Consider the following 14227-nt stretch of genomic DNA (forward strand, 5'->3'; position numbering starts at 1 on the left):
CCCAATGGTTAAGAATCAGTGTCCCAGTAGATAAGAATCAGTGTCCCAGTAGATAAGAATCAAAAATTTAGGCTGCTGTCCCAATCTTTAAGAAACCCCCGTCCCAGTGTTTGAGAAGCGCCGTGCCAATAAATAAGAAAAGCCATCTATTAATCGATTAACAGAATGACAGAAAAAAACTCCGGCCAAGCAAAACTCAACCGGAGTCCGAAAACGCTGCCGCCGGTTTTGCCCGGCGGGCGTTTTAGTTATTGGAATGGTCGCGCAGACGTTCCTGGAATTCCGGGCTTCTCAGACGCCGGATCGCAGCGCTTTCAATCTGACGCACGCGTTCACGGGTAAGCCCCATCGCCTGACCGACTTCTTCAAGCGTATGGTCGTGGTTCGTGCCGATCCCGTAGCGCAGACGCAGTACCTGCGCTTCGCGCGGCTGCAGCTCACTCAGGCAATGCTGGATTTCGCCTTCCATCGCCGTGCGAAGGAAACGAACCTGGGGATCATCCGTCTCATCGCCCTTCACAAAGTCAATACGGCGCGCATCTTCATCGTCACCGATCGGGGCGTCGATGGATTCCACACCGCGCATGGCCTGCGTGAGAAGCTGAACCTTCGCAAGCGGCACCTGAGACAAACGCGAAAGCTCGGCGTCCGAGGGGTTGCGCCCCGTTTCCTGCAAAAGCTTCTGGCGCACGCGGCGGATCTTGTTGTAAGACTCCGTCATATGCACCGGGATGCGGATCGTGTTGCCGTAATCCGCCACGGCGCGCGTCACGGACTGACGCACCCACCAGGTTGCGTACGTGGAGAACTTATAGCCGCGGCGGTATTCGAACTTATCCACGGCCTTCATGAGCCCGAGGTTACCTTCCTGAATGAGGTCGGTCATCGCAAGGCCGCGGTTGACGTAGCCCTTCGCAATCGAAATCACGAGGCGAAGGTTCGCTTCGATCATCTTTGCCTTGGCGTTTGCGAGATTCGTCTGCGCGAGCTTAATCTGACGCGAGAGATCACGCTGATCCTTAAGCGACAAAAGCGCGGTCTGCTCGGCCTGGCGGAGCTCTTCCTGCAGATGAAGGATCAGCTCCCGGTTCAAACCGATTTTCACGCTGTAGGGCTTGCCGGCAGCGGCAAGTTCATCAACCCACTTCTCATCCATGCAGCGATCGTTCATGTCAGCGAGGAACTGCTGCACGGGCATGCCGCTGCGGTCAACCATCGCGTTTCTCAGGCGGTGCAGGCTGTCGTTGACCTTATCCATGTGCGCGCCGATGACGTCCGCGAGATGCATCACGGTCTTAACGGCAAAGCGCACCGGAGCGAGCTCTTCGGCAATCTTGGCACGGGCCTTGTCGTACTGGGCTTCCTTGCCCGGAACACCGAAACTGGCGCGGATCTTTTCGATTTCCTTGGCGCAGCCAGCAAAGAGCTTTAACGCACGGTCGCGCATCTCTTCGAGCTGTTCGCTTGTCATGGCCGCGGCACCGATATCGGTCTGAACGGCTGCATCGTCTTCGTCGACGTCAGCAAGTTCCTTCGTATCGGTAAAGCCGTCGATCACCTGGTCAATGGCGGATGCGTCATCTTTGAGCTGCTCGGACTGGCGGATCAGTTCCTCAACGGCCATCGGGTGCTGAATGACGGCGGTAAGAAGCTTACCCGTGTACTGTTCAATGGACTTCGCGACTTCAATTTCGCCCGCACGGGTTAAAAGCTTATGAGCACCCACGCCTCTCAGATACGCGCGCAGCGGATCTTTACTTAACCCCGCGCTTTCTTCGGGGGTGAGCATCGCGGCCGCATCTTCTTCACTGATTTCTTCATCATCACCGACGGGCTCGTTCATGATGATGTCTTCTTCGTTCGGGGTGGTTTCAAAGACCTGAATCCCCAGGCGTCCGAGCTGATCGGTGAGTTCGGAGAGCGCTTCTTCGTTGCGGACCGCGTTGTCCGGGAGCTTATCGTTGATTTCAGCGACCGTCACCCAGCCTCTCTGGCGGCCCATGCGCACAAGCGCACTGTAGCCGTTGCCGGTACCGGCCTCGTCTTCATCATCCTCAGAGGACGAGGTCGTCACGCCGCCTTCGGCCTTTTCCACGCTGTCGGCGAATTTGTCGAGATCTTCGAGTTCGGAAAGTTCGTCGCTGTCGCCTTCGGTGTCGCCGTCATCGGCGTCAAGGATTTCCTCGCCCACGCCGAATTCGTCCTCGTCCACAGCCTTCTTCGCGGACTTCTTGGGACGGCCGGCCTTCGCCTTCACGGTCTTTACGGGCGTCTCTTTCTCAGCCTTTGCAGCCTTCTTTTTCGCGGTCTTTGCAGGTTTTTCCTCAGCCGCTTCTTCGGCCTTTACGGCTTCAGTCTTCTTCGCGGCGGACTTCTTTGCGGCCGCGGTCTTTTTCGCGGGCTTTTTTTCAGCGGTTTCGCTCTCAGCCTTCACGGTCTTGGCGGTCGTTTTCTTGGCGGCAACCTTCGCTTTTGCGGGCTTTTTGGTGGCCTTGGCGGGCGCTTCGGTTTCTTCAGCTTCGGCGCTGACTTCAATTCTCGGATGGTCCTTGAGCCACTTGAGGATGTTTTCCTCACCGCTGTTCGTGCCGCTCACGTCCGTCTTTGCCGTCTTTGTGGTTTTCTTTGCCATTGTTAATCTGACTCAGTTTCAAAAAATGGCCGTTGATCCGTGATTACTGCCTCGGCTCTTGCGTTTTTAACGGCAACAGCAAAGCCCCGTTTTCTGATGCATGTCCATCAAAAAGCGTCAAAAATCATCTGATCACGAAAAAACAGCCCTTTGTTTTAGTCCTGTTGCGCCCGTACTTTCCCAAAAGGGAACGCCGGACGGTTTGCCGGAAAGAGTCTTTACGGTGCGGGCTTACTGAAAACGCGTTCAGCGCCGCCTGCTCCGGGTATCCGCGGCGAAGGCTTAAAAAGGGCCGAGAGCGGTAACTTGGGCCGTCCGGACATTCGTGTCCGGTAACAGCCAGTAAAAGGCCTCACGTCGCACTGATTCTCTGTCGCCCCGCCTCCGACGGCTTTCGCTCGGTCTCCTGGGCGTGTTTTTCTTCCGACAGCAAAAAACACGGGCGGCAAAATCTTTTAGATTATCTCAAATTTCAGATGAAAAGTCAAATAACAGAAAACGGCGTGAAATCAGAGGGTCGCCAGTTCCGCTGTGCGGTCAAAGGCCTGACTGATTTCGTCAATCTGGGCTTTAATGGCCATGCGGCGGGCGGTGAGCGCCTGATAGCGCGCAAGGTCCGGATTGGGCGAAGCCGCAATGTCGGTGAGCATCCGCTCGATGCGCTGCAGTTCAAGCCGGTTCATCGCCACATTGATTTCCTGGCGCGCTGCAGCCAGAGGCGTTTCAATGAGCATTTCCCGCGCCAAAAGCTCGCGGTAATAGGGGGCATTGGGGCTTTGCGCGAGCATTTCCAGAAGAACCTGCGGTTTATCGACCGGGTGGTCGCCGTCACCCTGCACCGCGCGCCAGACTTCCACAATCTGCTGCGCCACCGGGTCTTCGGCGTCCACAAATTCTTCGGCAATGCGGGGCCCGAATTCGTACGCGAGTTCCGGGTAACTCACAAAGTACTGCAGGAGTTTTTCGCGCATGTCGGCCACCCCCGGCACGGGCGTGATGCGCCGCGGCGCTTCCCGGTAGCCGCTTCCTCTGAAAAACCCCGGTTTTTTCTGAAAGCCGAAACCGGGCGTGCGGTTAAACGCGGGGACGGCAGGACGCGCCGGAAGCGGCGCCTGCGCAAGCCCGAAGGCCCTCGCCAGTTCGTCCGGTGTCATCCGCGCGTACATCGCAAGTTCCCCGATCAACTGCCCCCTTAAAAGCGGCGCGTTTTTCATCAGAAGCACCAGGGGCTTGGCTTCAGCCAAAAACTGACTTCGGCCTTCAGCGGTGGCAGGGTCTTTGCCTTCCATCACGCTTTTTACGAAAAACTGCGAGAGCGTCAGACTCTTTTTGAGTTCGTCTTCATAGGCCGAGGCCCCGAGCGCCTTAATAAGGCTGTCGGGGTCATGTTCGGGCGGCAGCACCACAAAGCGGATTTCCTGGGCGTCGCCGACGGCAGGAAGCGCCGCTTCCATCGCGCGCCTTAAGGCATGCTGCCCCGCCGAATCTCCGTCAAAACTGAAGTAAATCTTGTCAACGGTTTTCAGAAGCTTTCGGACGTGATCGCTGGTGATGGAAGTCCCGAGCGCCGCAACCGCCTCCCGAAAGCCCGCCTGCGAGAGCTGGATCACGTCCATATAACCCTCGCAGACAATGGCGCGCCCGGACGTGCGCACCGCGTCCGCCGCCTCGTAGAGCCCGTAGATTTCAAGGCCCTTATGGTAAATCGCGGTTTCCGGGCTGTTTAAGTACTTGGGGTGCTCATCCCCGGTCATCGTGCGGGCCCCGAACCCGATCACCTGCCCGCGGCGGTTTCGGATCGGAAACATGATGCGGCCGCGGAAACGGTCGTAGCGGCGTCCGTTTTCGTTCACGATCACGAGACCGCACCCGTTTGTTTCCTCCATTTCAGGGTCTTTGTAGTGTTCTCCGAAAACGCTCTCAAGGCTCTGCCAGGCGTCCGGCGAATACCCCAGCGAAAACCGTGCCGCCGTTTCTCCGGTAATGCCGCGGGTCTTGAGGTAATCCTGCGCCCGCGTGTTTTCCTTAAGCGCTTCAACGTAAAAGTCCGCCGCCTGCTGCATGCGGTCAGTGAGCGTCCGGGCCCGCGCTTCGCGCTTTGCAGCGCCCTTTTCCTCCGGCACCACCATGCCGACGCTGTCGGCAAGCTTTCGGATCGCTTCAGGGTAGGTGAGCCCCTCGTAGCGCATCACAAAGCCGATGGCGCTTCCTGCGGCGCCGCAGCCGAAACACTTAAAAAACTGCTTCTGGGGATTCACGGAAAAAGACGGCGTCTTTTCCTTGTGAAAAGGGCAGCAGGCCATGTAGTTTTTTCCGGTCTTTTTAAGCGGCACAACCTTGTTGATCATCTCCACGATGTCAACGCGGTTTAAAAGCTCCTGGATAAAAGACTCGGGAATCATGGCCTGTTTAAACGTAAGAAAGAAATCCGCCGGCACCGGTCAGGCAAAAAGGCCCTTCCGGATTGGATTACGGCGGATTGTACGGGTTAAGCCCCAAATTAAGCCGAAAGCACGGCCTTCACAACGGCGCTTACCTTACCCATGTCGGCCTTGCCGGCGCACTTACCCTTCACGACGCCCATCACCTTGCCCATGGCGGCCATGCCGGAAGCACCGGTAGCCTTCACCGCTTCTTCAACGATTGCGCGGATTTCATCCTCGCTCATCTGCTGCGGCAGGTACTTCTGCATCACGTCGATTTCAAACTGTTCCTTGTCGGCGAGGTCCTTGCGGTTGGCGGCGGTGTACTGCTCAACCGAGTCGCGGCGCTGCTTGACAAGTTTGCCGATCACGCTGATCACCACGTCATCGGTCGGTTCGATTCTCTCATCCACTTCACGCTGCTTGACGGCTGCCAGAAGCAGACGCAGGCAGGAAAGCTTGGCGGAATCATGGGCGCGCATGGCGTCCTTCATGTCATTTGTTACGGTTTCCTTGAGTGACATTGTCTTTTCTCCGAACAAAACAAAAGCGGCCAACCCGTTTGAAGAGCGGCCGCTTTCTGGCTTATCAAGCTGATACCGACTCAGGGCCGGTACGAAGCGATCAGTAGAGCTTCTTGGGCAGCATCATGCTGCGCAGACGCTTGTAGTGACGCTTGATGGCAGCAGCCTTCTTGCGCTTACGTTCAGCCGTGGGCTTTTCGTAGAACTCACGGGCACGGAGCTCGGTGAGCAGGCCGGACTTTTCGATGGTGCGCTTGAAGCGACGCAGCGCAACTTCAAACGGTTCGTTTTCCTTAACGCGAATGGTGGGCATTGATAAGCACCTAATCCTAAATTCTGTTGTTTGTTGTGGGCGCCGAGTCGTGCACCCCAACCTAAGGGCGCATATCTACCTCAAACGCAAAAAATTTGAGACACGCATTTTGGCATAATCCCGCGCTAAAGTAAACACCCGGCAACAACAAAAAGTTGTGCCGCCGTGTCTTTTCAACCACAGACTCAGTTTGTCCCATGGAAACCGTACTGCTGCACAGCTGCTGCGCGCCCTGCTCAGCCGCGATCATCGAGTGGATGCTTAAAAACGACATCACCCCCGTTGTCTATTACTACAACCCCAATATCTTTCCGCGGGATGAATATGAAAAGCGCAAGGGCGAAATCACCCGGTACTGTGAAAAACTCGGGATCCGCGTGATTGACGGCGACTGGGAGCACGATCTCTGGCGCAAACGCGTCAGGGGCCTTGAGCTCGAACCAGAGCGCGGTGCGCGCTGCCAGTGCTGCTTTGATCTGCGTCTGGAAAAAGCCGCCCAAAAATGCAGCGAGCTCGGGATCAAACGCTTTACAACGACGCTTGCCTCAAGCCGCTGGAAGACCTTAAGTCAGGTTGATGCGGCCGGCCACGCCGCCGAAAAGAAGTACCCGGGCGTGACCTACTGGGAAAAGAACTGGAGGAAAGGGGGCCTGCAGGACAGACGCGGTGAACTCATCAAAATCAATAACTTTTACAACCAGCAGTGGTGCGGCTGTGAGTTTTCGATGGGACACATGGTGCAAAACCGCGACAAAATCGAGGAAAAGAACCTCCCCGACTTTCTGAAAAAAGGCACCTCAGACGCGCAGTAGGCTGGCCGACGGTGCAAACCGGATTTCCCGGGCAATGCTGTATTGCTGAAGTTCCGGCGCATCGTTGGCCAGCACGAGCGCCGAAAAACGCTCTTTATCGGGCGAAGCGATCGCCACGGGCCGCCCTCTTTCAAGATCGATAAAAACCCATTCCGTTGCACCAATTGCCGCCAGTTCCTCACCTTTTTTGACGGCATAGCGTCTCAGGCACACCGGGCCTCTGACGGCCTGAAGCCACGTAAAGACCGTGAGTCTGTCGCCCTCAAAGCAGGGTTTGAGATACTCAATCCAGTGCTCTCGGGCCACCCAGCTTCGTTTCATCGACACCAGTGTTTTCCAGTCCCAGCCGAAAGTGGCCGCGTGTTCGGTGGCGGCCTCTTCCATCCAGCGCATGTACTCACGGTTGTTGACGTGGCCCTGAATGTCAATTGACTCAGCGCCCACCGTGAGCTCTTTTTTATACAAACTGAAATCCGGCATATTGTTTTCCCGCACACAAATTACGACTCAGTGCACGGCATTTTAAGTACAAGAACCCGTTCTCAATTTTCCGACAAAATTTGCTCTGAAAAATCCGTAACATACTTTTGAAGACAGATCGTCACTCACATTTGCGTAATCCTGTAATGGCCGTCTCTTTAAAGTTAGGCCCGAAAGCAACACTGCTCTTAAGCTGACTGACAAATCTGTGCCTCGGGCAAATCGATCAGCCGCACGCAAACTCCTGATTAGCCTTCTTTCATATTTTCTTTTTTAATCAAATAACAAGACTCAAATCCGAGTCAATTCCCCGGTTTCTGCGGCTTAAAATTTTGCGCCGATGACATGATTCATGTATGATGCGCAATTCCGAAGAACTGCGCGAGCAGAAATTCTTCGCGGAGAAGTGGCCGAGTGGCTGAAGGCACGCCCCTGCTAAGGGCGCAGATCAAATATACCTGGTCTCGAGGGTTCGAATCCCTCCTTCTCCGCCATTGATTAAGTCTCACAAGATATTGATCTTGTGAGGTTTTTTGTTATCTCTGGCTCGTAATCCACTGTTTCATAAACCAATTTCGGCATTTCGCCGAAGTTACATTAGATGTCATACTACCTTTCGCCACCCCTTCAACCTTTCATGGAGTGGCAAAACATGCGATATTCGCAGGAGTTCAAAGACAACGTCGTAGCGCGCCTGCTGAGCAAGGAGCTCAGCATCTCTGAAGCCGTGGAGCAGTACTCAATCGGCAAATCAACGATCTCGTACTGGCTCAGGATTGCCAGAGAGCAAGCAGTCTGCGGCACGCTGCCCAACAAAGGAAATCTCAAACCCATGACCAGCCTCAAGCTCCCTAAAGGAGTGACCTACCTTCAAGCCCACACCGCAGTTGTTGCCAGGGAAATCATGAGCGAGACTGCCTTCGGCCAGTTCTGCCGCAAGCATGGCTACCTCACCTCCACAGTCGATGCCTGGGCCGAATGGTTTAACAATCATCCGGATGCGGTTGACAAGAAGCTCCATGATGCTCAGATGTCGGCCATGTCTGAACTCAAGAAGGACAATGCCAGAAAGGATCGAGAAATCGCCAGAAAAGACAAAGCATTAGCCGATGCTGCAACGATGCTGATGCTGTCAAAAAAAGCCGAGGCGATCTGGAGGGTAAAGGAAAGCTGATCAGTGCCCAAGATCGCCGGGAAATCGTTACTCTGGTCGAACTCGGTCAATCGAAAGGACTGTCGCAGAGGCAATCCTGCGAGGCAGTCGGCATTACCCCACGAACGCTGCAGAACTGGCGGCATGCACCGGATGGTGATGGCCGGCTCGACCGTAGCAACTTTACGAGCCCGCGGCAAATCCCTGAGGACCTGCGTGAGCAGATCGTAGATCGCTTCTGCAAAGCCGATGTGCGGGATCTTAGTCTCCCTCTCTGTCAAAATACTTCCTAATCGCTGATCAGGAGGGCACGGGGATTGAACGCACGCCGTGCGCCTACCCGGGAAGCCCGCCGGCGCAGCAAGCCGACTGCCTACAGCGCACAGAAGCCAAACGAGGTGTGGACCTGGGACATCACCTATCTGCGCTCGAGCAAGTACACGGGCAGGTTCTACTACGCGTATGTCATTGTCGACGTCTACAGCCGCATGGTTGTGAGCGCCAGGGTATTCGAGGCTGATAATGCCGACTTCGCCGCGCGCTTTCTCGGGGATGCCTTCAGGCGATACGGAATCAAGCCCGGACAGCTTGTCGTGCACTCAGACAATGGTGCGAGCATGAAGACCGCTCCTACTTTGGCTTTGCTTGAGAAGAACGGAATTACCTTCTCGCACAGTCGTCCGCGAGTCAGCAACGACAATCCGTATTCGGAGTCCTTCTTCCGTACGCTCAAGTACAGCGGCGATTACCTGTACCCCCGTGACGGCTTCGACAATGATGAGGAAGCTGAGCAATGGGTGCAGGGCTTTGTAGACCACTACAACGAGCACCACAGACGCCGCGGCATCCGCATGGTAACGCCGGGGCAGCGCTATCGCGGCGAGGATGCGGAGGTGCTGCGCCGACGCAGGGAGACGATGCTGGAGGCTCGCAGACGCCATCCGGAGCGCTGGATCACCGGGAGAGTGCTGAACTGTACGCCGATCAAAGAGGTGTGGCTTAACCCCGAAAATGGGCAGTTGGAGGAAAAGCATGCCAAGGCAGCTTGAACAAACGCCCCGCAGCTGCTGCAACAAGGCGTTCGGCGGTTTTCCGCGGGCCTCAGGCTCGGACTCCTCCTGCCTGAGGCAGGCTCATTCTACCGGCCTGCCGACCTCTCCGCGCGAACGGTGCTGCACAGCTGCATCAAAGGTTTTCTACGGGCCAAAAAACTCTGGGTGAATCCGCCGAAGGCGGAGAGGGCAAAGCACTCACTGAGCTCAGACTACAACCTACTTTTTAAGAACAAAATCGGCGAAAGATCACTTGACATTCACCGCCGTCAAACACTTCATCCGTCCGGGACTTCAGCAACAGAAGTAGAAACTTTTCAAAGGCCGAGCACCTTACGCAGTGACTCAGAAACCTTCTGCATATCGGATTTCGACAGCTGACAGACTTTGTTTTTTAATGCACTGACAGGCACAGCCATGATCTTTTCCGTCGCAATCCAGCTTGTCTTAAGAAGTCCGTTTGCAGGGCTCGGCTCGATTCTGACGCGCGTCGGAATATCGTCTGACACAAACGACGTAATCAGACACATCACCGTAGAGCCGAACTGTCCGGAAACCGCGTTGTCCTGCACGATGAGGACTGGGCGCGGCTTGGAGGCATAGCCTTCGAGAGGCACGTCCAAACATCACCGCGCTCCATGTCGGGCCTCTTCTTCATCGAATCTGCGCATCATGTCCGCGCCGGTAGCCTGCACAAAATCATTCATTTCAGCTTCCGAGGCAAACGGCTCAGCCTTGTTTTTTTTCCTGATTCAGGCGAATCGGAAAAGGGAAACCGCCTGATTGGACATAAGCGTATGCAAACATCCGGAAGGCATCGGTGGCAGAGATACCCAACCGCTCAGATACCTCCTTCACCTTCTGCCCGACTTCCGCGTCCAGGCGAAAGGCAAACTGCAGTGTTGCCATGGTTTTCTCCGATGAAATTCACCACACACCGCAATTTTATCAGCTGGTTTACAACAAAATGCTGTTAATTTGTTGTTAATTTGCTGACGTGTCATTCCATAAAAAGAAAAAGAGAGCTTCAGCTAACAGCAACTCAAACAAGTGAGAGACTGAGGTTTCGGCTTGTTTGTTTTCTCGATGTTGGCGATGTACATCGGATTGCGGCCCATGGCAAGTGACATTGCCCTTCGGCTCATTCCGAGCGACTTCCGAAGGTTCGTAATCCATACGATCCGCGGATCAAGTGCTTTCTCTTCAGCGGCCTTGCCGTAGTAATCAACATCAGCCTTGTAACCGGCCGCGAGATCCGGATCAATGCCGGAAATACCGGCAAGAGCGCTGAGCCGAAACATGCTTATTTCTCTCAGCCGTGCCGTACCTTTGCTGACGTAGTAGCGAAGATAGCCCTTACCGACCTCGAGCCTTTCTTCGAGTTTGGAGAGATCCTCAAGCCCGTGCTTCCTGATGAAAGCATTAAACGCCTCAGCACTTTTTGGGTACGTCCGTTTCTTTGGCATAGCGACCCATCATGCATACAAACATCTGATTCAAAAAGGATTTTACAGGAGAAGCCGGGCCTGTTTCGAAGTTTCAGCTGAGTTGCCCACTGCCACACATCCCTTCCGGGTACGGTCCAAGCACTGAGACAAGCGTATGAGTAGAATAGCTTAGGTTGTTTTGCTTATCTTTATTTAGAGCGGGTTGAAATGAAGCTCAATATGGTCGCCGCCGCACTCGCCGCGGCCCTGGTCTCGGGTGCAACGCTTGCCTGCACCACGGTTCTTGTCGGTTCGGAAGCCACCTCGGACGGCTCGGTCTTCATTGCGCGTTCGGTCGATTCGAGCGCACTCAATCCCTCGCTTCTCATCATGCACCCGGCAGCCGTCAACAAGACCGGTGCCGTGTACCGCGGGTCAGACAATTCGAAAAAGGAAACCTTTGAGTATCCGCTGCCGAAAAAGTCGCTCGGCTACTCCACAGGCCCGGACTGGGATTCGATGCGCTACGGCGGCTGCGGCTTTAACGATGCCAGGCTCGGTGTCTCCGCCACGGAATCGATCTACGCCCGCGATGATGTGTTAAAGCTCGACCCCCACACCAAGCTCGGCATCAAAGAGCGCGATATCACGGACGTGATCCTAGCGCAGGCCAAGACCGCCCGTGAAGCCGTCAAACTTCTCGGCCGGATCGTGGAAACCCAGGGCGCCGGTGAAAGTTTCGGTGCGGGGTTTGTGGATAAAAACGAGGCCTGGTACTTTGAGGCGGGTTCCGGCCACCAGTGGCTTGCGCAGCGCCTTCCCAAAGACAAGTACTTCGCTACAGGAAACCAGGGACGGCTGCAATCCTACGATCCCAAGAACCCTGACTTCATGGCCTCCAAGACCCTTGTGAGCTGGGCACAGGAACACGGCTTTTATGACCCCGCCAAAGACGGCGCCTTTAACTTTGCCAAGGCCTACATCCGTAACGATGAGCGCGACCTCACGTACAACTATCCCCGCGTCTGGCAGATTCAGAAGATGCTCACACCGTCACTGAAGCAGAACATCACACAGGGGACAACCTTCCCCGTGTTTGCAACGCCCGAAAAGAAGGTGACGCTTGCGGACATGAAGGCGATCCTGCGCAATCATTATGAGGCGGGCGAACTCATGAGCCACGACCCGTATTCCAAGGGCTTAAACAGCAAGGAAGAGTACCGCCCGGTGAGCGTCTTCCGTGCGCAGAACACCCACATTCTGCAGGTGCGCCCGGATCTGCCGCAGGCTATTGCCCAGATTAACTGGTTTGCGCTCGGCATGTCCGACCTCTCGGTCTATGTACCCTTCTACCAGGGGCTCTCAAAATTCCCGACAAGCTACACGGCTGCGACCGATGAAGCCGATGACGTGAGCGCCTACTGGAAATTCAGAAAGCTGCAGACATTGGTGATGACGGACTATCCGACGCTAGCGCCGATCGTCAAAAAAGCATTTGCCGAGTTTGAAGCCGAGACCGAGAAAAAGCAGGCCCGCTTTGAAGCCAAGTACGTGAAGCTCGTCAAGACCGATCCGAAGGCCGCCGCGAAACTTCTTGACGACTTTAACCTTGGGATCGTGGAAGACGCCGTGGCACTCGCAGGGCGCCTCACCAACAAGGTCTACACCCAACGTACGAAGGACATTCAGGCCACGGTTCCCTTTAAGAACCGCAAGAAGAACGACTGAGTCTGTTACGGCTGTCACGCCCGGTTTCTGTCGGTCCGATGACTCTCAGAAACCGGTTACACCTACAGCACAGAGAACTCAGGAGGCAGAGACCGGCGTTCATTAACCCCTGGCCCCGTCCTCCCGGGTTCCTCTCTTTTCAACGGGCTTAACCGCTCCTGATCAGTCAGGCATCAGGAACACGGATACCGAAGAACGGCAGCGGGTTTCAGCGCCGTATGGCTCACGAACCCCGCCCGCCGTCCGCACCAAAGCCTGCTTAGTGAGCCTTGGCGTAGGCTGCCGCATCCTTACCGGCAATACGCCCGAAGGTCACGATATCAGCCACCGCGTTACCGCCGATGCGGTTGCCGCCGTGCACGCCGCCCGTGACTTCACCCGCAGCAAAAAGCCCCGGAATGCTCTTACCGGCCTTGCTCTGCACTTCCGCCTTGGTGTTAATCGTGAGACCGCCCATCGTATGATGAATCCCCGGCGTGATCTGCGCGGCATAGTACGGCGCCTTATCCAGCGCAATCACCATTTCGGGACGCCCGAAAGCGGTGTCTTTCTGCGTGTCGTAGGCCTTCTTGTAGGCGGCAAACGTGGCTTTGAGCGTCTTTGCGGGCACCTTGATCTTCTGGGCGAGCTCATCGAGGTTCTCAGCCTTCACAGAGTAGCCGTCCTTGTAATAGCCGCGGGAGAGCTTGTTGCTATCAAAGATGCTCTGATCGTAGATGAGGTAGGCATAGCCGCCGGGCTGCTTCAAAACATGCTGGCTCACGACGTCGCGGGTGAGAAGTTCATTGCAGAAGCGTTCACCCTTTTGGTTCACCATAATCGCGCCGCGGGCACGCATGGATTCGGAAATCAGGTGACCGTCGCGCTTAATGACGGTCGGATGGATCTGAATCTGTTCGATGTCGGTAAGCGACGCACCGACGTCTTCACCGAGCTTAATGCCCTCGCCCAAAGCGCCCGGGTGGTTTGTGGTGGAAAAGCCCTTCAATTCCGGACGGTACTTCGTCACCATCGCCTGATTGGCGCCGAAGCCGCCGGTCGCAAGCACCACGGCCCTTGCGTCAATCGTCTTCACGCCGTCTTCGGTCTTAACCTCAACCCCGGCAACCGCGCCGTTTTTCATCACGATTTTGACGACCTGGTTTTCAGTGCGGATGGCAATCCCGTCCTTGGCCGCACGCTCGGTGAGCACACGCAGGATTTCAGGGCCCACAGCCGAGCCGTCACAGGGGCCGTGACCGCGGGCAATGGACTGACCGCCGCCGCGGCCCTTGCGGAAGCAGAACTTCGCGCCAAGGTCTACGAGCCATTCTTCCGCGTACTTCGCGTTTTCCGTGAGAGTCTTCAGCAACGCAGGGTTATTGAGATTATGCCCGCCCTTCATCGTGTCCTTGTAGAAGAGCTCAGGGCTGTCCTGCGTCACGCCCGCTGCGAGCTGCTGCTTGGTGCCTGCGGCATTCATGCCGCCCGAAGCAAAATTGGAGTTGCCGCCGATGTAGGCCATCTTTTCCAGAACCACAACCGTAGCGCCGGACTCCTTGGCCGTAATGGCGGAGGAAAGACCTGCGCCGCCTGAGCCCACGACAACAACGTCAAAACCTTCGGCCATGGCGAAGGTGGAAACGGCGGAAAGCGTCAGAAACGCGATGTGTTTTAACTGCATATGATGGCTCCTTCTTTGGT

The 14227-nt window shown here is 55.8% G+C and carries 14 protein-coding genes and 1 tRNA gene; 6 read left to right on the forward strand and 9 right to left on the reverse strand.

Annotated elements, in window-relative coordinates; translation table 11 throughout:
* Positions 1 to 244: 244 nt before the first annotated feature.
* The 4 genes from BQ7486_RS03445 to rpsU form a co-directional block, all read right to left on the reverse strand.
* Positions 245 to 2632, reverse strand: coding sequence for a sigma-70 family RNA polymerase sigma factor (locus tag BQ7486_RS03445; protein ID WP_084765637.1), 2388 nt, complete (start codon positions 2630 to 2632; stop codon positions 245 to 247).
* 509 nt (positions 2633 to 3141) lie between these two features.
* On the reverse strand, positions 3142 to 5034 hold the full coding sequence (dnaG, locus tag BQ7486_RS03450; protein ID WP_022372804.1) for a DNA primase: 1893 nt from the start codon (positions 5032 to 5034) through the stop codon (positions 3142 to 3144).
* Positions 5035 to 5132: 98 nt separating this feature from the next.
* Complete coding sequence (locus BQ7486_RS03455; protein ID WP_022372805.1) at positions 5133 to 5579, reverse strand: GatB/YqeY domain-containing protein; 447 nt, start codon at positions 5577 to 5579, stop codon at positions 5133 to 5135.
* 100 nt (positions 5580 to 5679) lie between these two features.
* Positions 5680 to 5892: a 30S ribosomal protein S21 gene (rpsU, locus tag BQ7486_RS03460; RefSeq protein ID WP_008811706.1), complete on the reverse strand. Its 213-nt coding sequence runs from the start codon at positions 5890 to 5892 to the stop codon at positions 5680 to 5682.
* Positions 5893 to 6089: 197 nt separating this feature from the next.
* Here rpsU and BQ7486_RS03465 point away from each other — a divergent pair, with 197 nt between their 5' ends.
* Positions 6090 to 6704, forward strand: coding sequence for an epoxyqueuosine reductase QueH (locus BQ7486_RS03465; RefSeq protein WP_074008986.1), 615 nt, complete (start codon positions 6090 to 6092; stop codon positions 6702 to 6704).
* Here the strand turns inward: BQ7486_RS03465 and BQ7486_RS03470 are convergent.
* Positions 6690 to 7184 (reverse strand): acyl-CoA thioesterase, encoded by a 495-nt coding sequence (locus BQ7486_RS03470; RefSeq protein WP_074008987.1) that lies wholly within the window; start codon positions 7182 to 7184, stop codon positions 6690 to 6692. The two genes, BQ7486_RS03465 and BQ7486_RS03470, sit on opposite strands and share 15 nt — an antisense overlap.
* A 400-nt stretch (positions 7185 to 7584) precedes the next feature.
* Here BQ7486_RS03470 and BQ7486_RS03475 point away from each other — a divergent pair.
* The 4 genes from BQ7486_RS03475 to BQ7486_RS03490 all read left to right on the forward strand — a co-directional run bounded on the left by BQ7486_RS03475 (position 7585) and on the right by BQ7486_RS03490 (position 9386).
* Positions 7585 to 7678, forward strand: a tRNA-Ser gene (locus tag BQ7486_RS03475).
* Between the two features lie 158 nt (positions 7679 to 7836).
* Positions 7837 to 8358, forward strand: coding sequence for a hypothetical protein (locus tag BQ7486_RS03480; RefSeq protein WP_143183030.1), 522 nt, complete (start codon positions 7837 to 7839; stop codon positions 8356 to 8358).
* Positions 8358 to 8630: a helix-turn-helix domain-containing protein gene (locus BQ7486_RS12470; protein ID WP_420865535.1), complete on the forward strand. Its 273-nt coding sequence runs from the start codon at positions 8358 to 8360 to the stop codon at positions 8628 to 8630. The genes BQ7486_RS03480 and BQ7486_RS12470 overlap by 1 nt, the downstream gene beginning before the upstream one ends.
* 24 nt (positions 8631 to 8654) lie before the next feature.
* On the forward strand, positions 8655 to 9386 hold the full coding sequence (locus BQ7486_RS03490; protein WP_074008989.1) for a DDE-type integrase/transposase/recombinase: 732 nt from the start codon (positions 8655 to 8657) through the stop codon (positions 9384 to 9386).
* 320 nt (positions 9387 to 9706) lie between these two features.
* Here BQ7486_RS03490 and BQ7486_RS03495 read toward each other — a convergent pair whose 3' ends face one another.
* The 3 genes from BQ7486_RS03495 to BQ7486_RS03505 all read right to left on the reverse strand — a co-directional run bounded on the left by BQ7486_RS03495 (position 9707) and on the right by BQ7486_RS03505 (position 10855).
* Positions 9707 to 10006, reverse strand: a complete 300-nt coding sequence (locus tag BQ7486_RS03495) for a type II toxin-antitoxin system PemK/MazF family toxin (protein ID WP_235836735.1) — start codon at positions 10004 to 10006, stop codon at positions 9707 to 9709.
* Between the two features lie 112 nt (positions 10007 to 10118).
* Complete coding sequence (locus tag BQ7486_RS03500) at positions 10119 to 10298, reverse strand: type II toxin-antitoxin system RelB/DinJ family antitoxin (protein WP_074008990.1); 180 nt, start codon at positions 10296 to 10298, stop codon at positions 10119 to 10121.
* Between the two features lie 122 nt (positions 10299 to 10420).
* Positions 10421 to 10855 carry a hypothetical protein gene (locus BQ7486_RS03505; protein ID WP_074008991.1) on the reverse strand — a complete coding sequence of 145 codons (435 nt, stop codon included), beginning with the start codon at positions 10853 to 10855 and terminating at the stop codon, positions 10421 to 10423.
* Positions 10856 to 11044: 189 nt separating this feature from the next.
* On the opposite strand from BQ7486_RS03505, the gene BQ7486_RS03510 reads away from it, so the two are divergent.
* A complete protein-coding gene (locus tag BQ7486_RS03510; RefSeq protein WP_074008992.1) occupies positions 11045 to 12544 on the forward strand; it encodes a C69 family dipeptidase in 1500 nt (499 codons plus the stop codon).
* Between the two features lie 259 nt (positions 12545 to 12803).
* On the opposite strand, the gene BQ7486_RS03515 is transcribed toward BQ7486_RS03510, so the two are convergent.
* Positions 12804 to 14207, reverse strand: coding sequence for a flavocytochrome c (locus tag BQ7486_RS03515; RefSeq protein WP_074008993.1), 1404 nt, complete (start codon positions 14205 to 14207; stop codon positions 12804 to 12806).
* Positions 14208 to 14227: the final 20 nt, after the last annotated feature.

The sequence above is a fragment of the Duodenibacillus massiliensis genome, assembly GCF_900128485.1.
GTDB classification, from domain to species: domain Bacteria; phylum Pseudomonadota; class Gammaproteobacteria; order Burkholderiales; family Burkholderiaceae_F; genus Duodenibacillus; species Duodenibacillus massiliensis.

Bases quoted from the DNA above. Each gene is read 5' to 3' on its own strand.
- BQ7486_RS03445 (WP_084765637.1), bottom strand. From the start codon at position 2,632: ATGGCAAAGAAAACCACAAAGACGGCAAAGACGGACGTGAGCGGCACG.
- dnaG (WP_022372804.1), bottom strand. From the start codon at position 5,034: ATGATTCCCGAGTCTTTTATCCAGGAGCTTTTAAACCGCGTTGACATC.
- BQ7486_RS03455 (WP_022372805.1), bottom strand. From the start codon at position 5,579: ATGTCACTCAAGGAAACCGTAACAAATGACATGAAGGACGCCATGCGC.
- rpsU (WP_008811706.1), bottom strand. From the start codon at position 5,892: ATGCCCACCATTCGCGTTAAGGAAAACGAACCGTTTGAAGTTGCGCTG.
- BQ7486_RS03465 (WP_074008986.1), top strand. From the start codon at position 6,090: ATGGAAACCGTACTGCTGCACAGCTGCTGCGCGCCCTGCTCAGCCGCG.
- BQ7486_RS03470 (WP_074008987.1), bottom strand. From the start codon at position 7,184: ATGCCGGATTTCAGTTTGTATAAAAAAGAGCTCACGGTGGGCGCTGAG.
- BQ7486_RS03480 (WP_143183030.1), top strand. From the start codon at position 7,837: ATGCGATATTCGCAGGAGTTCAAAGACAACGTCGTAGCGCGCCTGCTG.
- BQ7486_RS03500 (WP_074008990.1), bottom strand. From the start codon at position 10,298: ATGGCAACACTGCAGTTTGCCTTTCGCCTGGACGCGGAAGTCGGGCAG.
- BQ7486_RS03505 (WP_074008991.1), bottom strand. From the start codon at position 10,855: ATGCCAAAGAAACGGACGTACCCAAAAAGTGCTGAGGCGTTTAATGCT.
- BQ7486_RS03510 (WP_074008992.1), top strand. From the start codon at position 11,045: ATGAAGCTCAATATGGTCGCCGCCGCACTCGCCGCGGCCCTGGTCTCG.
- BQ7486_RS03515 (WP_074008993.1), bottom strand. From the start codon at position 14,207: ATGCAGTTAAAACACATCGCGTTTCTGACGCTTTCCGCCGTTTCCACC.